We start from the raw sequence: 21,368 nt of genomic DNA, 5'->3' as shown, positions 1-21,368 counted from the left end.
TTTCTTATATCAAATAAGGGATAAATATTAAATTGGCGGCATGATTTACCGGCATTCTGGAAGACTTTTTCAAATTTCTCTGATTTACGCTTTCATCCTGCTTTTGAACTCTAGAGCTTCTGCTCAGAATGCTGTTGAGGAATATTTAAACCAAAAGGCACAGCTTGCAAAATCTCTGGTTTTCACAAATCCTGCTAAAGGTAACCTGATTGCTGATACAATCATCAGGTTAAGTCAGAAAAATAAACTAGCCCTACCGGAGGCAACCGGATGGAACATAAAAGGGGTAATAATGGCTTTTACTTCAAGCCCCGACTCCGCCCTAAAATACTTTAGTAACAGTGAACGATTGGCTATAAAGGCCAATGACAAGCTGGCTCTTGCAAAGGCAATTGCCAATAAAAATATCCCTCTTCAGGAAATAGGCAAATATGACTTGGCAATCAGGGCCTGCCTTGATGCTATTAAAATATATGATGAACTTGGAAACTATCAACTGAAAGCAGGTTCACTAGCTGATATTGGCAATATTCTGGTCAGCCAGAAAAGGCCAAAAGATGCTATTCAGTATTTTGAGGAAGCAATTTCAATCTCTTTTAGGCTTAAAGAAGAGAATATGCGGCCTAACTTTTATAATTCACTTGGAGTTGCATATTTAAGTAACCATCAATACGAATCAGCACTGAAAATTTACAGGGAGGCACTGAAGCTTGCCGAAAAAAACAAAAACCTGAAAAACCAGATTAGCATCAACTTAAATCTTGGAGATGTTCTCTGGCGATTAAACAAGAATGCAAATGAAAGCCTGAACTTTTTAAGCAAAGCAGAAAAACTTGCGCTTGACTATGGGGATAAGCCTAAGCTTAGTATCATTTATCATGATATGAGCATAGTTTACGATGGAATATCTCAATATGAAAAAGCTAAAGAATATGCAATGAAAGCCAGAGATCTGGCTATTGAAACCAAACAGGTTTATACACTTGAAAAAATATATTCGTACTTATCAGCTATTAATGCTAAATCCGGTGATTTCAGGGCCGCCTATCAGTCGGTACTGGCAAAAGACAGTCTGAATCAGATCATTCTCAATGAAACCAATAATAAGAACCTTAATGAAATAAGGACAAAATATGAAACAGAGAAAAAAGATTTGAGAATAACTCTGCTTGACAATCAAAATCAATTGCAAAAGCTCCAATTAAGCCAGAAAAACCTGGTTTTGATCAACAATGAACTAGAGCTAAAATCTAATCAACTTTTGATAAATAATCAGGATCTGAACCTGAGGCAGCAAAAGGATCTGCTTAGCAAGCAAGAGCTTGAGGCCACCAACAAAGAACAAAAGATCAAAATTCTGGACACCCAAAACAGAGTTCAAAAACTTGAGTTAATGAAAAGAAACATAATCATTGCAATTATCATTGGGGTTTTGCTTTTACTCATTATCATTGCAATTTTACTTTATAACAGATCTAAGATCAAGAATCAGAATAAACTTCAGTCTGAAATGCTTAAACAGCAGGAAAAGGCAGCTCAGGCCGTAATTAAGGCAGAAGAAAGTGAACGTCAGCGTATTGCAGCTGAGTTACATGATGGTCTGGGTCAGCTATTCTCAGCTGTCAAATTAAACCTTTCAGGAATCACAGATCATATTGAGTTCAGAGATGATCAAAGTAAAAGTATTTTTAGCAAAACCCTGGATATGGTTGATGAAAGTTGTCGAGAAGTACGAGTCATCTCACATCAAATGGCTCCTAATGTTTTGCTGAAATCTGGTTTGACAGCTGCAATTCGTGATTTTATCAATAAGATTGACGCACGAAAGCTAAAAATCAATCTGGAAACCTTTGGTTTACAAGAAAAGCTCGATCAGAATATTGAAGCCGTTTTGTACAGGATAATTCAGGAATCAGTCAATAACGTTATTAAACATGCCGAGGCCAGTTCTCTTGACATCCAATTATCCAGAGATGAGGACGGCATCAATGCTATGATTGAAGACAATGGAAAAGGATTCTCCAAACCCAATTCTGACACAAACTTTGGAATGGGATTAAAAAATATAATCAGCAGGGTTAATTATCTTAAAGGTACTGTAGAAATTTCCTCAGAGCCCGGTAAAGGCACACTGGTAGCCATACATATTCCTAATAAAGCTAAATCATGAATACAGAATCAATATATAATATTTTCATTGTAGATGATCATCAACTGGTGATAGATGGTATCTCTTCCCTGATTAAGGGGTCTGAACAATTCAGAATATCGGGATCTTCCACAAACCCATTGGAAGTATCCGAAAGGCTAAGAACTTTCCCCTCAGATATTTTGCTGACTGATATAAGTATGCCTGCAATGAACGGAATCGAGTTAACACGTTTATTAAAAAAGGACTTTCCGGATCTTAAAGTAATCGCTATCTCCATGCATGGAGAAAATCAAATTATTAAAGAAATGCTTGATGCCGGAATCTCCGGTTATATCTTAAAAAACACTGGAAAACATGAACTGATTGAGGCTATTGCCAAAGTAGCGGCAGGAGGCACATACTTTGATGAGAATGTCACCAGAGAAATACTTAACAGCTTCAGCAATAAAAATGATGAAAAAAGACTGACACCGAGGGAAATAGAAATTATACGCTTGATCGAACAGGAATATAGCAATAAGCAAATCTCTGAAAAGCTGTTTATAAGTGAAAGAACGGTAGAATCACATCGCAAAAATATCTTCAGAAAGACAAATACCCAATCCCTTATCGGTCTGATGAAATATGCATACTCGATGAAACTAATTCAATAATTTATCATTGAATTAAAGCCACATAACTACTAAATAGACCTATGTTGTTAGCTCTTCATAAGCAGCCGTCAAACTCCTTTGTATTCCCTGCCCCTGAAAATCCTCTGCGCCAGGAATACTCTGGGCTTTTAAGATATCATCTTTAGATTTTCCTGCTTTCAACTCATTTTTTACAAACAAAAGCAGCTTCTCGAGGTAGTTCTGCATGGCCTTAATTTCCTCTTTACCACCTGTAACTTTCAAAGGATCTGCAGAATGACCAAATACAAATAAAGTATCCTTATCGAATTTAGAAATGGTTTTATCCAAAACATTCACCCAGCTTTGAATATTCGCCCCACCTGGTCGGTCAATAAATGGAAATCTTTTATTAAACATAAGGTCCCCCATATGGGCAATATTGGCATGCTCAAAATGTACAATGATATCACCATTGGTATGTCCGGCCCCAAAATAATGAGCCTGAATATGCTCTGAGCCCACTTTAGCCTTCCATTGATTCTGGAATACGGTGTCAGCAAACAGTTGTTTGTCTTCAGATTTCTGAGCAGCAGCAGTTTTTTGATGGTTAGCGAGACAATTCGCATGTCCAACCACCTTCTCAGCCATTCCTTTAAATGCAAGGTTCCCACCTGTATGATCACCGTGATGATGGGTATTGATCAGATAATTCAATGGTTTTGTCGAAATTTTCTTTAGCTCTGCTATCAGGTGAGTTGCCGGATCAACAAATTGTGTATCGACCACTACCATTCCTGAATTATTTGATAACCAGGCTATTGTACCACCCTGCTCTGTAAATATCCCGACATCATTTCTTAAAAGAGTAAATTTATACGCCGGCTGCATTAAGAAATTAGCCAGAGTCTTATTATTCGCTATGGCTAACATAGCCAGTGAAAGTCCTGTACCTTGTAAAAACTGTCTGCGTTGCATCAAAAATCAAATTAAATGATCCTAAATATAAATAAAAAAAAATCCCGCTGCTGCGGGATTAAAAATTTACATCGTTCCGGGTTCATGATTGAATCCAATGGAATGACGATTAACACGCCCGTGGGAATGGTGACTGAAACTGTATCCCCGAACTAAGCCTGTAATAAAATGCTTTTCATGTATCAGCATTGACTGCTCATCTTTAGGAATACCTTTCACTGAATGTTTGGGGACAAGCTTTTTAGCCATGATTTCCTCCTTTTCTAAAGTATTTATACAATTTACTAAAAATTGAATAGAAAAGCAAGACTGATCAGATGTAAAAATTTGTATTCAGCATTAAACCTCAACACGACAAAGCTCCTTTAGCTTCAGAACTACATAATCAATCTCTTCCCTTGTATTGTATTTACTGAAGGAAAACCTAACTGAAGGACGGTTTGGATTAGCCTGAATTCCATTTAAAACATGCGAGCCAATATTGGTTCCTGAACTGCACGCGCTGCCTCCAGATGCAGAAATGCCGGCAATATCAAGACTAAAAAGCAGCATTTCGGCCATCTCCATTTCAGGAAAAGAAACATTCAGCACTGTATAAAGACTATTTTCAGGATCAGTTTCACCATTAAACTCAATTCCTGGTATGTTTTTTACTAACTCGTGCATCATATAAGATTTAAGCCCCTGAATGTACTCATGGTGCTCATCCATCTCTGCATAGGCGATTTCAAGTGCTTTTGCTAAACCTGCAATGCCATATACATTCTCGGTCCCGCCCCGCATATTTCGCTCCTGAGAACCCCCAAAAATCATTGGATTGATCTTAATATTATGGTTGATATAAAGGAAGCCTACTCCTTTAGGGCCATGCAGTTTGTGTGCTGCGCAAACGAGAAAGTGAACCTTCAGCTTGCTAAGATCATGTGGATAGTGCCCCATAGTTTGCACAGTATCGCAATGGAAAATTGCATTATACTTTTCACATAATTCACCCACCTTTTCAATATCGGTAAGTGTTCCCAGTTCATTATTGGCATGCATCAGTGAAACAAAACTGCGTTCATTTGTGCTGAGAATTTCTTCCAGATGCTGGTAATCAATAGTTCCCTTTTCATCTGTATTTACATAACTCAACCTGATCAAACCACTGCTCTCAAGTGCCTGAAGAGTATGCAAAACAGCATGATGTTCAATAGCACTGGTAATTGCATGTTTTATTCTATGATCAATAATACCACAGCGAATAGCCATATTATCTGCCTCGGTCCCGCCTGAAGTAAAGAAAAATTCGGAGGGAGATGCATGCAGAAGTGATGCGACACTCTTTCTCGCCTTTTCAATCAATGTACGTACCTCACGCCCATGAGCGTGAATGGAGGAAGGATTGCCATAATGACTCTCCATTACTTCATAAATCGTCTTCAGCACCTCTTTGTCTAAAGGGGTAGTAGCCGCATTATCCAGGTATACACGCATATTAATAAATTATTCAACAGATTAAATTTACACCAGCCATTGGTTAAAGCAGATGTAAAATGGGTGAAAATATACTCAGTAAATTAATACTTGTTCTTAGGTCAGATTATTAAGTTAAACGCAATATTTCTTTTATATCGGATATGATTTTCTGTGCGAGGTATTCGGCACCGGTTTCTGAACTACTTTCAGAATAGATTCTGATTATTGGTTCGGTATTCGATTTACGAAGATGAACCCATTGTTTATCAAATTCTATTTTTAAGCCATCAATAGTAGTATGGGGCTGATTTTCATATCTCTTTTCAACCTCAAGTAAGAGAGAATCGATATCCATTTCAGGAGTCAGTGTGATTTTATTCTTTGAGATGTAATAAGCAGGATAAGAAGCTCTGAGTACAGATACAGATTGCCTGCTTATTGCAAGATGGGTCAAAAATAAAGCTATCCCAACCAAAGCATCCCGTCCATAATGAGATTCAGGATAAATAACACCTCCATTTCCCTCTCCACCAATAATAGCCTGAGTCTCTTTCATCTTGTTGACCACATTAACTTCACCTACAGCAGCGGCATTATAAGTTCCGCCTGCAGATTCGGTTACATCCCTTAAAGCTCGGGTCGATGATAAATTGGAAACCGTATTACCTGGCGTATGTTTTAGAACATAATCAGAAACGGCAACCAGAGTATATTCTTCTCCAAACATTGAGCCATCTTCGCATACGAAACACAATCTGTCAACATCCGGATCAACGGCTATACCCAGATCAGCCTTTTTGGCAACTACCATACGCGAAAGATCAATCAGGTTTTCAGGTAGTGGCTCAGGATTATGAGGAAACTCACCATCCGGTTCACAGTAAAGCTCGTAAATGGTCTTTACACCCAAAGCTTTTAGCAGTGCAGGAACAAATATCCCACCCGAAGAATTTACACAGTCAATTGCTATTTTAAAATTAGCATTCCGCACAGCTTCAGCATTCACAAGCGGCAATGCCAGTACCTTTTCTATATGCTTTTGTAAATAGGTATCGTCGTAACTAACCTTACCCAGACTATTAACCTCAGCAAACTCAAAATCGCTCTCCTCGGCCATAGAAAGCACTAATTGCCCCTCCTGATCAGAAATAAACTCGCCTTTATCATTCAGAAGCTTCAGAGCATTCCATTGCTTTGGATTATGACTGGCGGTCAGAATAATGCCACCTCCGGCATTCTCATCAGGCACAGCAATTTCAACTGTTGGTGTGGTTGAAAGGCCCAGATCGACCACGTCAATTCCTATACTTTGCAGGGTACCGACCACCAGATTACGGACCATTTCGCCCGAAATTCTGGCGTCTCTGCCAATAACTACCTTATTCTTTCCTGTACTTGCTATGACCCAACGGCCATAAGCTGAAGTAAATTTTACGATGTCAGTTGGTGTCAAACCATTTCCTGCCAATCCGCCTATTGTACCCCTGATTCCGGAGATCGATTTTATTAAAGCCACAATTAAAAATTATTGAGCAAAAATAACAATTACATCCTATTCATAACTGTAAAACAGTAAATGTATATATTTGCCTCTATATCCTGTGATCTGCATATGCCAAAGAAGTGGTTTCAAAACTGGTTTAATTCTCCTTATTATCATATTCTGTACCATCAGCGCAATGATGCAGAAGCTGAATTTTTTATTGATAATCTATGTGCCTACCTGAAACCAGGCGCAGACTCCAATTTGCTTGATATCGCATGCGGACGTGGAAGACACTCCATATATCTGAATAAAAAAGGATATAATGTGACCGGAATTGACCTGTCAGTATCCAATATTAAGTTTGCCCAGCAGTTTGAAAATGAAAAACTTCAGTTTTATGTGCATGATATGCGATATCCGTTTTACATCAATTATTTTGATATTGCATTTAACCTTTTTACGAGTTTTGGATACTTCGAAACAGAAAAAGATCATATTAATGCCTTAAAAACATTCAGGAAATCATTAAAAAAGGATGGAATCCTGGTCCTTGACTATTTTAACAGTCATAAGATCATGCACCATCTCACCAATCAGGAGGTTAAACATGTTGATGGCATTGATTTTTATATCAGCAAAAAAATAGCTGATGGTAAGATCATAAAAAGCATTTCCTTTGAACATAAGAATAAAGATTATTCATTTAAAGAAGAAGTAAAGGCGTTTACTCTGGCAGACTTTGTACATATGTTCGAAAAAAGTGGCTTTAAAATTTTAAATCACTTTGGCGACTTTTCCTTAAATCCATTCAATGAAACAAAATCAGACCGTCTGATATTTATTTGTCAAAAAGCCAATGTTTGAACAGATTATTCAGTTTGACCAGAATTTATTCTTTGGCATCAATCAGGGCCTGAGTAATCCTTTTTTCGACTGGCTTATGCCAGCTTTGAGAAACCGCTTTTTCTGGACTCCTCTTTACTTGTTTATTATTATCTTTTTAGTAAGAAACTATGGTAAAAAAGGCTGGCTAATTCTTTTGTTTGCAGTACTAACCTTTGGCATGACAGATTATTTTTCATCCTCAGTAATCAAACCCAGTGTTGAACGATTAAGGCCATGCAATGACCCCGAGATAAAAAAAGAAGTCAGAAATCTCATTGCCTGTGGCACAGGCTATAGTTTCCCTTCATCACATGCTGCTAACCATTTTGGACTGGCTGTATTTTTAATTCTTGTTTTCTATCATAAATGGAGGCTAATTCTGCCAATTGGCTTATTCTGGGCTTTCTCTATCAGCTTTGCCCAAATTTATGTCGGTGTCCATTTCCCTCTTGACATAGTGGGAGGAGCTCTTCTGGGTTCTTTGATAGGATATGTTATGAGTACAATTTTGATGCTGAATAAATCATTTAAAGGATGGGGATCTGGGAATTAATTTTGCTGTTCAGCAGCTCTATGCTGGGTGGCCTTGGGATCTTCCTTCTAAAGACGGATAACACTAACCGTCTTAAACTGGTATTGTCTTTTAGTGGCGCCTATCTGTTTGCTATTACAATCCTGCATCTTATGCCCGATGTTTATCATTCAGGGAACCCGGATATAGGTTTATATATTCTAGGAGGCTTTCTGCTTCAGATTGTTATGGAACAGTTTTCTGAGGGGATAGAACACGGCCACATCCATAAACACAATCATCAGCATTATGTTTTCCCGGTTGGGATCATGGCGAGTTTATGCTTGCATGCCTTTCTGGAAGGGATGCCTTTAGCTCAGAAACAGCATAATGAGCTTGTTTTTGGAATTGCCTTACACCATATACCAGCAGCATTCGCACTGGGAAGTGTTTTGATGCAGAACAATTTAGGCAAAGCTAAGATTGTCGGATTATTAATTCTTTTTGCTGCGATGAGTCCGATGGGCTACTGGTTAAGCTTTGAGATCGGCAGAGGATCAATAGGTAATATAGAAGCTTATTTCGACCGGATTATGGGAGTAGTCATTGGTATATTCCTTCATATTTCAACTACAATCCTGTTCGAGTCGAGCGTAGATCATAAATTTAATCTGAAAAAGATGGTTGCAGTGCTGCTTGGTATCGGGATTGCACTGATTGGGTTTTATTTACACTGATTTAAGCAGAAAGCTTTAAGCTTTAAGCAGAAAGCTAAAAGCTAAAAGCAGAAATTTTCGTTTTCGAGGAAAATTTATTATATTAAGTACACATTTTTCAACTGTCAACCCGATAGCTATCGGGTGTCAACTGTCAACTGTCAACTAAATCCTACCCTCTCATCTTATCCAGCAATCCACTTAAGGTATGGGCTTCTTCGTCGCTCAGATTTTTGGAAAACAGATCCTTCAAAGAGACTTCATTATCGAGTTTTTGAAGGATATCCAAACCCTTTGGGCTGATCAGGATATCCACCGCTCTTCGGTCCTTATTGCTGACACATCGTTTAACCAGATCCTTCTGTACCAGACGCTCAACAATTCTGGATGCATCAGACATTTTATCAAGCATACGTTCTTTCAGAATGTTTACCGTTGCCGGATTAGGGTACTGACCCCTTAAAATTCTCAAAATATTGTATTGCTGGAGTGTAATACCATGTTTATTGAGCTTTAATCTGAGCAAATTGGTTATCCAACCATAAGTATATATCAGGTTTACAACCACTTTCTGATGATTATCCTCAAATTTCTTGTTGTAAATTTCCTTTTCTATTTCCATTCTTATGATTAATACATTGGCTGGCTTAATTTGAGTGTTAAAATCAAAAGGTATTCAAAATTAATAACAAATTATTTAACCTTAGCCTTAATATTTTTATCCTCCCCATATTTCCATGGGCAATTCAAACACTTATTCTTGCAGCAATATCCTCTTTTTAAATGGTACTTTTCTGTAAACACGAGATTACCCTCTTCGTTGATGTAATAGTCTACATTTTCAATCAGCATGATTAAGCAATTTTACAGTTAACTGGTCTTTGAAATAAGATTTCAAATGTTTCCCATTACCATGAAGTGTCCAAAGTTCCCCGGGTTCAACTTGTCTGATCATGGTGAGTATATCATTCCAGTCAACATGATCCGAAATTAAAATTTTAAGGTCATTATTTGTCTGCAAATTCATCCAGCCCGATGCGAATGCCCTTACCACATTCTTTGCTCTGATATAGCTGTTGAATGTTAAAGGCGGTACTATATAGACTAAATTCTGATCCGGCTGTTTCATTTGTTTACGGGTATAAAGTTCATATTTACCCGGATTAAAGCCAAATTGCTCGTAAATCCTGTTCAGCCCGGTAATTGAATGGTGCACCAATACCTGACGCTGCGGACAATGATCAGATATCAGATTAATAAGCCTTTGTGCCTTGCCCAGAGAATAGGCGCCAAGCAAAACATTATGATTAAATAAATTCAGTTTTTTGATCTCATCAGACGCCGAAGGATGTTGAACAGCGGGATCTGCAAAAGTAGATTCGCTAATTAAAACATCTGCCTTAACAAACTCAATTTTTTCGCAGGTAGCATCATCCTGCAGTTTATAATCGCCTGTATATAAATATCTTACACCCTTGTATTCCATAAGAACCTGGGCAGAGCCCAGAATGTGCCCGGCAGGAATGAAGCTGATAGATACTCCATTTAAATCAAATGATTCAGACCAATCATAAGTAAGGATATTGTAACCAGCATTCTTTTGGTACCTATGCTGCATAATGGCAGCAGTTGCTGGGGTGCAATACACATAATCATTGCCTCTCACGGCATGATCACCATGTGCATGTGAAATAACAGCATTGGCAGAAGCCACTTGGGGATCCAGATAAAAATCGCCATAGCGGCAATACAAACCTCGCTCATTAATGACCAAAAAATCGTTAATAATCATATCAGGATCCAATCATCAAAAATTGCTGATGCAATTGAATAATTTGGGGTATTAATAATTGTTTCTCATCATTATTCAGAATATGATCTGCAAACTTCATTTTCTGTTCATCACTAAACTGCCGGTTCATTCTCAATTGAATATCTTCAGCACTAATCCCGTCTCTGGCTTTAACTCTGCTTATTCTGGTTTCAATGGGTGAGATTACAAGTATCGACTGATCGCACATCTTATAGGCATCACTTTCATACAGCAGAGCAGCTTCTTTAATTACGTAGGATGCTTCTTTTTGACTTAAAACCCAGGTATCAAATGCTCTGAAAACTGCAGGATGCACAAGCGAATTCAATTTCTCCAGTTCATGCTTATCATTGAATACTATTGATGAGATATAGCTTCGGTTTAATTCCCCGCTTTGGGTATAAGATTTCTGTCCAAATGCCTCAAGAATCCCTGACTTTAATATCGGATCAGTATGCATTATGGACTTTGCGACATCATCAGCGTAGAATACAGGTACACCTAAAAGCTCGAATACTTTACAAACCGTAGTTTTACCGCTACCTATCCCACCGGTTATACCAATCTTCAGCATCATTTTTGAATTATAAAATCTAATGTCTGAGGTTCAATTTTTACAAGTCTGGAAAATTCAGGAATACGCATTATTCTTACCGGCAACTGGGTATATCCTTTTTCCTTCCAGTTATTCAGATCAACAAACAGTTCAAAATCACTTCTATCGGTTTCCGGATACCTACTTAAAGGGCTAAGTAAAGTAACTTTCACTTTATCGGGAAGTAGTTTTACATTCCTGAACTCCTTATTATTCAGAACCTTAACAGGTATTTCAATTACTTTCTCAGTAAATTCATCAATATTTAATCTGAGATCGACAAAGCCGGGATGTATTGTAATATTCGCCTTGGAAGGTCGTTTCAAATTAATTTTCATGTTTATACTTTCACTCACCTTATCCAAACGCAGCAGTTCTGTCTCCCAGCTTTTTATGTTCGCAAGTTCTTTAACTGGTCCGGTAATGGTAACAAATGCAGGACTAATCTGAACCGAATCTGAAATACCAAACTGAGTTTTAAATTGAATATCCTGTTTCAATACCACAGGAATTTTCTTGACTGTACTTGAAGAAAAATCAAAATAAAGTGTATCCGGATGAATATAAACCACTTTTTGTGTAGAACCCACCTGCTTATTGATCTTTTGAATCTGATCAGATAGTTCGATAAAAGGCTGCTTCTGTAATTCCTTCAACTCAATATTAACCGAAGGCGGACTTATCCTTAGTTTAGAAAACAATAATTGCCAGCCTGTTCCTTCAACCTGGAGCCTGATGGTATCTGATTGAAGCGGATGGAATGCCCTGTTTTCAGGCAGATCAACAAAGTGTACCAAGGTCTGAACCTGATAAACATACCTATTGGAAAGTGCAAAGAACAACCACGCTCCTACTGCCATAAGTAAGCAGAGGAAAAACAGGGAGATCCTGCGTCTTTCAATTTTAGTAAATTTAATTAAAGGCATATCAGGTGAATTAATCAAATTTAGTCAAATAAAAACGCCGCTTCAAAAATGAAGCGGCGTTCATATTAATTTAATGATCGTATTATTTAGCTGCTGACTGGCTAAGAGCTTTTGAAGATTCCAGAGAAACAGAAGATTTTTCAAAACGAATCTTTGTACCGCTCTCAACTTCAATTAGAAATGTAGTTTCGTTCAAGTCAACAATTTTACCATGTATCCCTGAGGTTGTGATAACTTTATCACCTTTCTTTAATTCCTCCACAAACTTTTTATGATCCTTTGCTTTCTTCATTTGCGGGCGTATCATAAAAAAATAAAACACCACAATAATTAGTAGCATTGGTAAAAACTGGCCGATCTGTTGCATGTCCATATTATTCTTGTTTAATTTTGATTTTTATTTTGCTTTAGCCGCCTCAACCATTCCAAGTATGTTCAGTTCGGTTAGAGATGGTATTGTATTAGCTGTGATACTTACTATTTTATTCTGCATACCCGGTTTCCCTGCGCTGTTAAACACCACACGAATAACTCCATCAGCACCCGGAGCTACAGGCTCTTTAGGATATTCAGGTACAGTACATCCACAGGTTGCTGTTGCACTACTAATAATTAAAGGGCTATTTCCAATATTCTTGAATTTGAAATCGTAGGTAACAACATCCCCATCTGTGACTTTTCCAAAGTCATAAACTTCCTTTTCAAATTTGAATGCGGGTGCACTGGCTGTGTCAACTGCTGCAATTTCACTAGTTTCCTTTGAATCTGCAGTGCTTTCAACTGTTTTCTGGTTATTACATGCTGCTAAAACTACAAGGCAGGCGATTGATAAAAAAATTTTTTTCATTACTAATTAATATTTATGCTGTACAAAATAACACTATGAAAAATACATGTTCAAATTTACTCCATTAATCCTCGTCCTGACTTACGAACCTTTCCCGAAGTCTTCAGATCTGCTAAAATTTTATCTAAAATACCGTTTATGAATGAATTGCTCTTAGGTGTACTGAATTCTTTTGCTATCTCAATATACTCATTCATGGTAACTTTAACAGGTATTGAAGAGAAATGAATAAGTTCGGTAATGGCCATTCGCATCAACAGGGTATCCATCACCGCTATACGCTCAGAATCCCAGTTTTTTGTCTTTTGTGCAATCATCTCCTGATATTCAGATTCAAAAGCGACTACCTTTTTAAAAAGATCCAGCATAAATGGCCGGTCTTCATCCCAGTTAGGACAAACCTGAGCAAGTTTATTATCATCAGGATTTTCACTTGTAAAATTCTTGAATGTTTTAGCCACCAGTGCCTGAAGTACTTCCTTATCCACCGGCCAGTTTATGAACTTTTCTTCGAAGATCTGCTCAATACCCGGCGATTTAAGGATAAGCTTCTTAAAGATATATTTGATGATATCCTTATCTGACTGAATGGTATGAACCTCAAGACTATTAAAGCTTGCGTACTCAGCAGAATTCTTTAAAGAAATGAAAATCGATTTACTTACTTCGGGGTCAAAATTCCAGGAGATCTTATATTTCTTTACAGCTGCCAGATATTCTGAATTCTGCTTTAATGAACTGATAAAGAGATTATTCTGAAGTTTTACACTTGCATTAAGATCAGCTTCAGAGGGCAAATGTTTGTTGGCCCGTTCATCTGCATCAATTATGCTGTAATCTGCTACCTCAATTAAAAGTGAAAGTAACCAGAAATACATCTCATGTACCTTATCAACACTCTGTAAAAGCGCCTTTTCAAAAGGCAATATTTCCTTTACTTCCGATTGCTGGTAAGAATACAATACCTGCAATGCTTTAACCCTCAGATGCCTTCTATTTAACATGTATAAGAACGATTTTTTTTCTTGATCCTAAATTAATAGGAAGCTTTTATTTTTCTGATATCCTCGATCCGCTTCTCAGCAATTTTATTTGCTGCCTCATTGGCTGGAATATTCTCTTGTTTTGATTTTTGTAAAACCCTTCTGGTGGCTTCATAAATATTTTCGGCCATCTGAAATGTTTTCTTTTTATTAAAACCGGCAATTTCTGAATAACAATTGATCAGTCCACCGGCATTGATTAGATAATCAGGGGCATACATAATACCTTTTTCGAGTAACATATTGCCATGAACAACTTCATCAGCAAGCTGGTTATTTGCAGAACCCGCAATAATGGAACATTTTAAACGGTTTATAGTTTCTGTATTAACCGTAGCACCTAATGCGCATGGTGAATAAATATCAATATCAAGATCAAAGAGGTTATTATTGGCAACAGCTATTGCACCATATTTTTGTGCAATCTGACCCAAGCGCTCCTCATTGATATCACTGATATAAACCTTGGCATTTTCATTTCTAAGCAAAGAAACGAGATTTTCACCAACCTGCCCTATTCCCTGCACTGCCACAGCCTTCCCTGCCAGACTATCATTTCCGAAACATTCCTTTAAACAGGCTTTTATACCCATGAAAACACCCCTTGCGGTTACAGGTGAAGGATCACCACTACCACCAATCGATTCCGGAACACCAGTAACATATTTTGTTTCCATCCGGATATATTCCATATCCCTTGGATTAGTCCCTACTTCTTCAGCTGTGATAAATGACCCGTTCAAATTTTCAATAAAACGGCCATAACGGCGCATCAAAGCCTCTGATTTATGTAATCGGCTATCTCCGATAATTACTCCTTTACCTCCACCCAGGTTTAAACCTGTAATGGCTGCTTTGTAGGTCATGCTGCGTGATAATCGCAAAACGTCATGAAGTGCCTCTGATTCTGTTTTGTAAGCCCACATACGGGTTCCACCCAAGGCTGGACCAAGTGTAGTATCATGAATGGCAATAATTGCTTTTAATCCGGTGCCCGGATCGCTGCAATAAACTAATTTTTGATGACCGAATGTGTCAAGCTGACTAAAGACTGAATGTTCTTCAAATTGAGATAAAATCATGTTGGATGCCTGGCTTTACGCCACAAAAGTAGTAAAAAATGTTGTTTTAATTTTTCATAATGGTTTGGAATTGTTTTTATTGGTGTGAGGTATCAGGTATGAGGTATCAGCTATCAGTAATTTATTGGTTCATTGAAAATGAGATTGTCATTGTCAACTGTCAATTCTCAAATCCCTAAATTCTATCTACTTTTGCAAAACAAGGATCAGATGAAAGAACTGGCTTATCTCAATAAATTCTTCTATAAATATCGCTGGCGTCTGCTGCCCGGTGTACTTTTCGTTATAATTTCAAACCTTTTCGCAGTACTTCCGGCGCAGGTCATACGGATAGCTTTTGACCTTGTAAATGAAAACATCGCTATTTTCAGACTTTTCGATGGATTCGAACGCCAGGAGCTGATCTCGAGGGTTTTTGGCCAAAGTTTATTGCTATTCGGAATAATTGTACTGCTATTAGCCCTGCTCAGAGGAATATTCTTGTTTTTTATGCGTCAAACCATCATTCTGATGTCAAGACATATTGAGTACGATCTTAAAAATGAGATTTATCAGCATTATCAGAAACTATCGATGGCCTTTTATCGCAGAAATAATACAGGAGATTTGATGAACAGGGTAACTGAAGATGTAAGCCGGGTCAGAATGTACCTTGGACCGGGAATCATGTACACAATTAACACGAGCGTTCTCTTTATTCTGATCATTATCTCGATGTTCAATGTAAATACAAGACTTACTGTATTTTCATTGCTGCCTCTGCCTCTTCTGGCGATTACAATCTATTATGTTCATTCCATGATCAACCATCGCAGTGAACAAATACAGCAGCAGCTTTCATCACTATCAAGTTTTGTTCAGGAGACCTTCTCAGGCATTAGGGTGATTAAAGCCTATGTCCGGGAGGATGATATCCGGAAGAAGTTTAATACAGAAAGCGAAGACTACAAATTACATTCAATGTCGCTGGTACAGGTTCAGGCACTTTTCTATCCAATGATGCTGCTTCTCGTCGGCCTAAGTACCATCGTAACGGTTTATATCGGAGGGGTTGAAGTAATGAATGGCAATATCACTTCAGGAAATATTGCTGAATTTATTGTTTATGTCAATCAGCTTACATTTCCGGTCATGTCTCTGGGTTGGGTTACCTCCCTGATACAAAGGGCCGCTGCCTCCCAAAAAAGGATCAATGAATTTTTAAACACGAAGCCGGAGATTATTTCCGTCAATGGAGAAAAGACCGAGCTAAAAGGAAATATTAGCTTTAAGAATGTGAACTTCAGGTATCCTGACACAGGTATTCAGGCAATAAAAAACATTTCGTTTGAGGTAAAAAGTGGCGAGTTTGTTGCCATTATCGGGAGAACAGGATCTGGAAAATCAAGCATTGCAAATCTTTTAATGCGAATGTATGATGTTGATGATGGACAAATATTACTCGATGGGAAAGCTATTGAAAAACTTGATCTGCAACACTTCAGGCAGCAAATAGGCTTTGTTCCTCAGGAAGTTTTCCTCTTCTCTGAAACAATTTATAATAATATTGCCTTTGGAATGACAGAAACTGAACCAGACAAAGTTGAAATAGCTGCAAAAAATGCGGCAGTTTTTGAAAATATCATGGAATTTAGCAAGGGCTTCGAAACGCTGATTGGAGAGCGGGGAATTACCTTATCCGGCGGACAAAAACAAAGACTTTCTATTGCCAGGGCAATAATTAAAGAACCACAAATTCTTATTTTTGATGATTGCCTTTCTGCCGTAGACACCCGTACAGAAGAAGAAATTCTTAACAATCTAAGCAGAATAATGGCAGGTAAAACCAGCATTTTGATAGCTCACAGGGTTTCCACTATTAAAAATGCAGACAGAATTCTGGTTATGGATAGTGGAGAAATCATTGAACAGGGCACCCATGATGAACTAATAAGCCTCAAAGGCAGTTATTATGATTTGTTTGAAAAGCAACTGCTGGAGGAGCAGACGGCGGGGGAATAGGCTTTAGGTGTGAGGTATGAGGGTGATATTCGCTCACCATATTGTAAACTATCAACCAGTAGTGTCCGGTTAAAATAAAACTTCTAGTCAAATGCATTGGCTATAAAATAAAATGGGGATTTATTGACGTTTTTAACAGCTTGCCCTCTGCTTTATCAAAATTATAGGATAAGCAAAATGAGGTTCCAGCTTTCATTGGATACGATTTTATCTAATGACATGATTTTTTTAGTATCGGGGAGATCCTGAATTCCTCAGGATCGCTTACCCCAAAAAGCACCTGTAATGATACCACTCAGATTCCGGCCTTCGCCGGAATCTCCCTATTCCACCCCATGGGCTGTCATTCCGGCGAAAGCTGGAACCTCCTAAATCGTTAGATAATTCCATTTCAAGCTTTCCTCAGACGCTGGTGACTGTCAATTGTCAATTAAAACCCTTCTTTTTCAAAAAAAAATCAATTTGTTACTTTACTAATATCTATTATATTTACCCCTATCAAAATTAAATATGACTATGGGAGATTTCGAAAACAAAGAAAGAGAAGAGGTTTTTTCGAAGAAGGTACGAGCCGGGAAGCGCACCTACTTTTTCGATGTTAAAGCTACACGTTCAAACGATTACTATGTTACAGTAACTGAAAGTAAGAAGCGTTTAGAAGATGGTGTTTTTATCAAGCACAAAATATTCCTTTACAAAGAGGACTTTGAAAAGTTTGCTGAAGGTCTTAAAGAAACTATAGATTATATCAAAGCTCACCAGGAAGTCGTAGAAAAGCGTTACGAATATTCAGAAAATCATACTGAGCCTGCAAAGGATAGTGATGATTTCTCTTTTGAAATATAATCCGGATTTATTCTGGCAGAATAAATTATTCATTTATAAAAAAGCCCCAAACAAGAACTTGTGTTGGGGCTTTTTTTATCCTTCACTCCCGGTTTAATGTGAATGCCCCTTTTTATAATGATCCAATAACAAATCCCCGCCAAAATCATTTTTTAAATCGCGGACAACAGAATGCACATGGTTAGCATTGTTTTGAGTATTATCATACTCAATGACGATTGTCGGTCCCTGAACACGATAATATGATCCTTTACCTATCTCAGGTTTGGTGTACCCGGCCCAGGCAAACCAAATATTATCCAAACCCTCCTTTTTGATTTCCTGTATCATTTTTTCAGCAAAATCATGCTTGTATCTGTGAACGTAAACATTGATCAATTGCAGTAATAATGATTGCTGAACCTTAGTTAATTCTGAATACCTTATTCCCTCAGGCTTACCCAAAAGTGCTTTACGTTTATCAAAAGTCAATATATCCTTGAATGCTACCGTATCAATGATGGCCTTTTTTAACTGGGCTGCAGTAAATGAATTGATTAAAGCAAAACCTTTGTCAGATTCCTGCTTTAAGACTTGTTTACCTGCCATCGGACCGTTAAGTACGATTGCCGGGTTACTTCCCATGAAACCCGGAGTACCAGCTACGAGTGTTTTTCTGTTGAAAGAGAAATTGAACGAAATGTGATGTCCTTCAAAACGCCATCCCCAAATACCTGAAGGAGAAGGATTTCCGAAAATCGTAAAGTGGTAATTGCCCGGATCCCGATAATTGTCCTCAGGTTTCCTTTTTTCCAGTTCCTTCAAAACAACTTCCAATTGCATAATCTCCCTGGTCTTTTGAAAAGTTTCTTCACTAAGACATGAGCGTAATAAATCCAAAGCCAGTTTATGCTGCTGAGGATTCATTTCATTAAAAGTGATCCCCCTCCTTTTCATCGGCACAAAATGAAAATTATACCGTTCTTCCACATCAAATGGAAAAACACTTTCAGTCTTTTGGGCCTCACTAAGCAAGGCAATAAAGCGATTAGCTGTTGAAACAGCATCCTGTCCGAAGACAATATCCTGCGTTAAAAGCAATGTGATCAGCAAAAAAAGGGTTTTCTTCATTTTTCTTTTAAAAAATCCTTGATAAATTATATTAAAGACAAGCAATTAATCGAACAGTAGAGTTAATTATAAATTAATTCAACATAAATATAGGGAATCAGTTTATATCATTTATTGAGCAATTTCTTTAACAATGGAATTTTAATTTAATTTTCCTTTGAGCATCTCTCAAGAAGACCCTATTAAACTATTAAAGAATGCAAAAATGTTTTAAATGTGATAGTTATTGTTAAATCAGCGACATTTTAGCCAAACCTGATTAATTACTTTAGTTCCTGACAAGTTTGTTTTTACACTAGTTATAATATTAACCTGTAATGAAAAGAAAATTAAGAATGGGAATGATTGGGGGCGGTAAAGATGCCTTTATCGGAGCTATTCACCGCATTGCAGCCAATATGGATGGCCTTATTGAGCTTGTATGCGGAGCCCTCAGTTCCAGTCCGGAAAAAGCCATCGAAAGCGGCAGAACCCTATTTCTACCGAAAGACCGGATTTATCCGAATTATGAAGAAATGATCCTTCAGGAGAGTCGCCTTCCAGCCGGTGAGCGGATGGATTTTGTAAGTATAGTTACTCCCAATCATGCACATTTCGCTCCGGCAATGATGGCTCTGGAACATGGCTTTCATGTGGTGATTGATAAACCGATTACCTTTACACTTGAGGAAGCTAAACTGCTGAAGAAAAAAACCGAAGAAACCGGCCTCAGTTTATTGCTGACCCATACCTATGCCGGTTATCCCATGGTTAAACAGGCCAGGGAAATGGTTAAAGCAGGCGAATTGGGTAAGATCAGAAAGATAATTGTAGAATATCCACAGGGATGGCTGAGCAGATTATCTGAAAAGGATGGAAACCCACAGGCCGCATGGCGTACTGACCCTGCAAGATCAGGAAAAAGCGGATGTATGGGTGATATTGGAACCCATGCTGCTCATCTCGCTGAATATATCAGTGGATTAAAGATTACGCAATTGTGTGCAGATCTCAGTATTGTAGTAGATGGAAGAGCTTTGGATGATGACGGCAATGTGCTTCTCAAATTCGATAATGGATCTAATGGAGTACTTATTGCATCGCAAATTGCAGCGGGAGAAGAAAATGCACTCCGGATCAGGGTTTATGGCGAAAAGGGCGGACTCGAATGGGCACAACAGGAACCCAATACCTTAATTCTGAAATGGCTGGATGCGCCGGTTCAAATTTTAAGAGCGGGCGGGCATCAGTTATCAAGCTATGCTGCGTTTAACAGCCGTACTCCAGGAGGTCATCCTGAAGGATATCTTGAAGCATTTGCTAATCTGTACCGGAATTTTGCCCTATGTGTTTCGGCGAAAAATGAAGGTATAAAAGCAGCCCCCGAAGCATACGACTACCCTTCAGTTGATGAAGGCATCAGAGGAATGGCTTTTATCAATAATGTGGTAAATAGCAGCTTAAGTAATGATAAATGGACAAATTTTGAAGTTTAAAAATAGATTATGACGACAATAAAGGGACCTGCAATATTTCTTGCACAGTTTTTAGGTGATACCGCACCATTCAACAGCCTGGAATCAATATGTAAATGGGCAAAAAGTCTTGGATTCGAAGGCGTACAAATTCCAACCTGGGATCCACGCTGTATTGATCTTCAAAAGGCTGCCGAAAGTAAAACCTATGCCGATGAAATCAAGGGGATTGTTAATTCCTGCGGGATGGAAATTACTGAGCTTTCAACTCATTTGCAGGGACAGCTTGTTGCTGTGAATCCGGCTTATGATCTGCTTTTCGATGGTTTCGCTCCAGCAAGTGTGCATAACAATCCAAAAGCCCGTACAGAATGGGCCGTGCAACAATTAAAATATGCTGCAATTGCTTCAAAGCACATGGGCATCACTGCCCACGCGACATTCAGTGGATCATTATTATGGCATACCTGGCATCCATGGCCGCAGAGGCCAGCCGGACTGGTTGATGCAGGATTTAAAGAACTGGCCAGACGATGGCTTCCAATCCTTGATCATTTTGATCAGCATGGTGTTGATGTTTGTTATGAAATCCATCCGGGCGAAGACCTTTTCGATGGGGTGACCTATGAGATGTTCCTTGAGAAAGTGAACAATCATTCAAGAGCCTGTCTGCTTTATGACCCCTCTCACTTTGTATTGCAATGCCTCGATTATGTGCAATATATTGACCATTATCATGAGCGCATCAAAGCATTCCATGTGAAAGATGCAGAGTTTAATTCAACTGGCAAGCAGGGCACCTTTGGTGGATACCAGAACTGGGCCGACAGGGCTGGCCGGTATCGCTCTCCGGG

General features: G+C 38.3%; 23 protein-coding genes. 9 read left to right on the top strand and 14 right to left on the bottom strand.

The features are described 5' to 3' along the window. Positions 1-40: 40 nt before the first annotated feature. Together VGE44_RS10360 and VGE44_RS10355 are read left to right on the top strand one after the other, a co-directional pair. On the top strand, positions 41-2,170 hold the full coding sequence (locus tag VGE44_RS10360; RefSeq protein ID WP_331078670.1) for a sensor histidine kinase: 2,130 nt from the start codon (positions 41-43) through the stop codon (positions 2,168-2,170). Next, on the top strand, positions 2,167-2,805 hold the full coding sequence (locus tag VGE44_RS10355; protein ID WP_331078668.1) for a response regulator transcription factor: 639 nt from the start codon (positions 2,167-2,169) through the stop codon (positions 2,803-2,805). Before VGE44_RS10360 ends, VGE44_RS10355 begins: the two co-directional genes overlap by 4 nt. A gap of 39 nt (positions 2,806-2,844) precedes the next feature. Here VGE44_RS10355 and VGE44_RS10350 read toward each other — a convergent pair whose 3' ends face one another. The 4 genes from VGE44_RS10350 to glmM all read right to left on the bottom strand — a co-directional run bounded on the left by VGE44_RS10350 (position 2,845) and on the right by glmM (position 6,715). Further along, positions 2,845-3,741, bottom strand: a complete 897-nt coding sequence (locus VGE44_RS10350) for an MBL fold metallo-hydrolase (protein ID WP_331078666.1) — start codon at positions 3,739-3,741, stop codon at positions 2,845-2,847. 66 nt (positions 3,742-3,807) lie between these two features. Next, positions 3,808-3,990 carry a hypothetical protein gene (locus VGE44_RS10345; RefSeq protein ID WP_331078664.1) on the bottom strand — a complete coding sequence of 61 codons (183 nt, stop codon included), beginning with the start codon at positions 3,988-3,990 and terminating at the stop codon, positions 3,808-3,810. A gap of 90 nt (positions 3,991-4,080) precedes the next feature. Then, entirely contained in the window at positions 4,081-5,217 is a 1,137-nt protein-coding gene (locus VGE44_RS10340) for a cysteine desulfurase family protein (protein WP_331078662.1), read from the bottom strand. A gap of 109 nt (positions 5,218-5,326) precedes the next feature. After that, positions 5,327-6,715 carry a phosphoglucosamine mutase gene (gene glmM / locus VGE44_RS10335; protein ID WP_331078660.1) on the bottom strand — a complete coding sequence of 463 codons (1,389 nt, stop codon included), beginning with the start codon at positions 6,713-6,715 and terminating at the stop codon, positions 5,327-5,329. Positions 6,716-6,811: 96 nt separating this feature from the next. Here glmM and VGE44_RS10330 point away from each other — a divergent pair, with 96 nt between their 5' ends. Genes VGE44_RS10330 through VGE44_RS10320 form a run of 3 tightly spaced genes read left to right on the top strand, consistent with a single transcriptional unit; the run spans position 6,812 to position 8,818 of the window. Further along, positions 6,812-7,549, top strand: coding sequence for a class I SAM-dependent methyltransferase (locus VGE44_RS10330; protein ID WP_331078710.1), 738 nt, complete (start codon positions 6,812-6,814; stop codon positions 7,547-7,549). Further along, positions 7,542-8,123 (top strand): phosphatase PAP2 family protein, encoded by a 582-nt coding sequence (locus VGE44_RS10325; protein WP_331078658.1) that lies wholly within the window; start codon positions 7,542-7,544, stop codon positions 8,121-8,123. The genes VGE44_RS10330 and VGE44_RS10325 overlap by 8 nt, the downstream gene beginning before the upstream one ends. After that, positions 8,105-8,818, top strand: coding sequence for a ZIP family metal transporter (locus VGE44_RS10320; RefSeq protein ID WP_331078656.1), 714 nt, complete (start codon positions 8,105-8,107; stop codon positions 8,816-8,818). The genes VGE44_RS10325 and VGE44_RS10320 overlap by 19 nt, the downstream gene beginning before the upstream one ends. A gap of 151 nt (positions 8,819-8,969) precedes the next feature. Here the strand turns inward: VGE44_RS10320 and VGE44_RS10315 are convergent, their stop codons facing one another. The 9 genes from VGE44_RS10315 to VGE44_RS10275 form a co-directional block, all read right to left on the bottom strand. After that, entirely contained in the window at positions 8,970-9,419 is a 450-nt protein-coding gene (locus VGE44_RS10315; RefSeq protein WP_331078654.1) for a MarR family winged helix-turn-helix transcriptional regulator, read from the bottom strand. 71 nt (positions 9,420-9,490) lie between these two features. Further along, positions 9,491-9,649: a DUF5522 domain-containing protein gene (locus VGE44_RS10310; protein WP_331078652.1), complete on the bottom strand. Its 159-nt coding sequence runs from the start codon at positions 9,647-9,649 to the stop codon at positions 9,491-9,493. After that, positions 9,639-10,589: an MBL fold metallo-hydrolase gene (locus tag VGE44_RS10305; RefSeq protein ID WP_331078650.1), complete on the bottom strand. Its 951-nt coding sequence runs from the start codon at positions 10,587-10,589 to the stop codon at positions 9,639-9,641. The genes VGE44_RS10310 and VGE44_RS10305 overlap by 11 nt, the downstream gene beginning before the upstream one ends. A gap of 1 nt (position 10,590) precedes the next feature. Continuing rightward, positions 10,591-11,187, bottom strand: a complete 597-nt coding sequence (gene coaE / locus VGE44_RS10300) for a dephospho-CoA kinase (RefSeq protein WP_331078648.1) — start codon at positions 11,185-11,187, stop codon at positions 10,591-10,593. Beyond that, positions 11,184-12,131: a CdaR family protein gene (locus VGE44_RS10295; protein ID WP_331078646.1), complete on the bottom strand. Its 948-nt coding sequence runs from the start codon at positions 12,129-12,131 to the stop codon at positions 11,184-11,186. The genes coaE and VGE44_RS10295 overlap by 4 nt, the downstream gene beginning before the upstream one ends. Positions 12,132-12,213: 82 nt before the next feature. Next, positions 12,214-12,504, bottom strand: a complete 291-nt coding sequence (gene yajC / locus VGE44_RS10290; protein WP_305363692.1) for a preprotein translocase subunit YajC — start codon at positions 12,502-12,504, stop codon at positions 12,214-12,216. 24 nt (positions 12,505-12,528) lie between these two features. Beyond that, positions 12,529-12,978, bottom strand: a complete 450-nt coding sequence (locus VGE44_RS10285; protein WP_331078643.1) for a DUF1573 domain-containing protein — start codon at positions 12,976-12,978, stop codon at positions 12,529-12,531. Between the two features lie 56 nt (positions 12,979-13,034). Further along, complete coding sequence (gene nusB / locus VGE44_RS10280) at positions 13,035-13,982, bottom strand: transcription antitermination factor NusB (RefSeq protein WP_331078641.1); 948 nt, start codon at positions 13,980-13,982, stop codon at positions 13,035-13,037. Between the two features lie 32 nt (positions 13,983-14,014). Next, the gene (locus tag VGE44_RS10275) at positions 14,015-15,103 is read right to left on the bottom strand and encodes a Glu/Leu/Phe/Val dehydrogenase (protein ID WP_331078639.1); all 1,089 of its coding nucleotides are present in this window, start codon (positions 15,101-15,103) and stop codon (positions 14,015-14,017) included. Between the two features lie 210 nt (positions 15,104-15,313). On the opposite strand from VGE44_RS10275, the gene VGE44_RS10270 reads away from it, so the two are divergent. Both VGE44_RS10270 and VGE44_RS10265 read left to right on the top strand, forming a co-directional pair. After that, complete coding sequence (locus VGE44_RS10270) at positions 15,314-17,104, top strand: ABC transporter ATP-binding protein (protein WP_331078637.1); 1,791 nt, start codon at positions 15,314-15,316, stop codon at positions 17,102-17,104. 516 nt (positions 17,105-17,620) lie between these two features. Beyond that, positions 17,621-17,950 (top strand): DUF3276 family protein, encoded by a 330-nt coding sequence (locus tag VGE44_RS10265; protein ID WP_331078635.1) that lies wholly within the window; start codon positions 17,621-17,623, stop codon positions 17,948-17,950. Between the two features lie 93 nt (positions 17,951-18,043). On the opposite strand, the gene VGE44_RS10260 is transcribed toward VGE44_RS10265, so the two are convergent. Continuing rightward, positions 18,044-19,060: a DUF3500 domain-containing protein gene (locus tag VGE44_RS10260; protein ID WP_331078633.1), complete on the bottom strand. Its 1,017-nt coding sequence runs from the start codon at positions 19,058-19,060 to the stop codon at positions 18,044-18,046. Between the two features lie 317 nt (positions 19,061-19,377). Between VGE44_RS10260 and VGE44_RS10255 the strand changes: the two genes are divergently transcribed. Next, positions 19,378-20,535, top strand: a complete 1,158-nt coding sequence (locus tag VGE44_RS10255; RefSeq protein ID WP_331078631.1) for a Gfo/Idh/MocA family oxidoreductase — start codon at positions 19,378-19,380, stop codon at positions 20,533-20,535. 9 nt (positions 20,536-20,544) lie between these two features. Then, the coding region (locus VGE44_RS10250; protein WP_331078629.1) for a sugar phosphate isomerase/epimerase at positions 20,545-21,368 on the top strand (824 nt) is incomplete at its 3' end.

The sequence above is a fragment of the Daejeonella sp. genome (assembly GCF_036405355.1).
Classification (GTDB): Bacteria; Bacteroidota; Bacteroidia; order Sphingobacteriales; family Sphingobacteriaceae; genus Daejeonella.
Note: the sequence above shows the minus strand (reverse complement) of the source record. Positions and strands in the feature narration are given on the sequence as shown.

Coding starts and splice junctions, on each gene's coding strand:
- VGE44_RS10320 (WP_331078656.1), top strand. CDS start 8,105: ATGGGGATCTGGGAATTAATTTTGCTGTTCAGCAGCTCTATGCTGGGT.
- VGE44_RS10355 (WP_331078668.1), top strand. CDS start 2,167: ATGAATACAGAATCAATATATAATATTTTCATTGTAGATGATCATCAA.
- VGE44_RS10330 (WP_331078710.1), top strand. CDS start 6,812: ATGCCAAAGAAGTGGTTTCAAAACTGGTTTAATTCTCCTTATTATCAT.
- nusB (WP_331078641.1), bottom strand. CDS start 13,982: ATGTTAAATAGAAGGCATCTGAGGGTTAAAGCATTGCAGGTATTGTAT.
- VGE44_RS10260 (WP_331078633.1), bottom strand. CDS start 19,060: ATGAAGAAAACCCTTTTTTTGCTGATCACATTGCTTTTAACGCAGGAT.
- VGE44_RS10295 (WP_331078646.1), bottom strand. CDS start 12,131: ATGCCTTTAATTAAATTTACTAAAATTGAAAGACGCAGGATCTCCCTG.
- VGE44_RS10255 (WP_331078631.1), top strand. CDS start 19,378: ATGAAAAGAAAATTAAGAATGGGAATGATTGGGGGCGGTAAAGATGCC.
- VGE44_RS10285 (WP_331078643.1), bottom strand. CDS start 12,978: ATGAAAAAAATTTTTTTATCAATCGCCTGCCTTGTAGTTTTAGCAGCA.
- VGE44_RS10305 (WP_331078650.1), bottom strand. CDS start 10,589: ATGATTATTAACGATTTTTTGGTCATTAATGAGCGAGGTTTGTATTGC.
- VGE44_RS10340 (WP_331078662.1), bottom strand. CDS start 5,217: ATGCGTGTATACCTGGATAATGCGGCTACTACCCCTTTAGACAAAGAG.
- VGE44_RS10275 (WP_331078639.1), bottom strand. CDS start 15,103: ATGATTTTATCTCAATTTGAAGAACATTCAGTCTTTAGTCAGCTTGAC.
- VGE44_RS10310 (WP_331078652.1), bottom strand. CDS start 9,649: ATGCTGATTGAAAATGTAGACTATTACATCAACGAAGAGGGTAATCTC.
- VGE44_RS10350 (WP_331078666.1), bottom strand. CDS start 3,741: ATGCAACGCAGACAGTTTTTACAAGGTACAGGACTTTCACTGGCTATG.
- VGE44_RS10270 (WP_331078637.1), top strand. CDS start 15,314: ATGAAAGAACTGGCTTATCTCAATAAATTCTTCTATAAATATCGCTGG.
- VGE44_RS10315 (WP_331078654.1), bottom strand. CDS start 9,419: ATGGAAATAGAAAAGGAAATTTACAACAAGAAATTTGAGGATAATCAT.
- coaE (WP_331078648.1), bottom strand. CDS start 11,187: ATGATGCTGAAGATTGGTATAACCGGTGGGATAGGTAGCGGTAAAACT.
- yajC (WP_305363692.1), bottom strand. CDS start 12,504: ATGGACATGCAACAGATCGGCCAGTTTTTACCAATGCTACTAATTATT.
- VGE44_RS10345 (WP_331078664.1), bottom strand. CDS start 3,990: ATGGCTAAAAAGCTTGTCCCCAAACATTCAGTGAAAGGTATTCCTAAA.
- VGE44_RS10360 (WP_331078670.1), top strand. CDS start 41: ATGATTTACCGGCATTCTGGAAGACTTTTTCAAATTTCTCTGATTTAC.
- VGE44_RS10265 (WP_331078635.1), top strand. CDS start 17,621: ATGGGAGATTTCGAAAACAAAGAAAGAGAAGAGGTTTTTTCGAAGAAG.
- VGE44_RS10325 (WP_331078658.1), top strand. CDS start 7,542: ATGTTTGAACAGATTATTCAGTTTGACCAGAATTTATTCTTTGGCATC.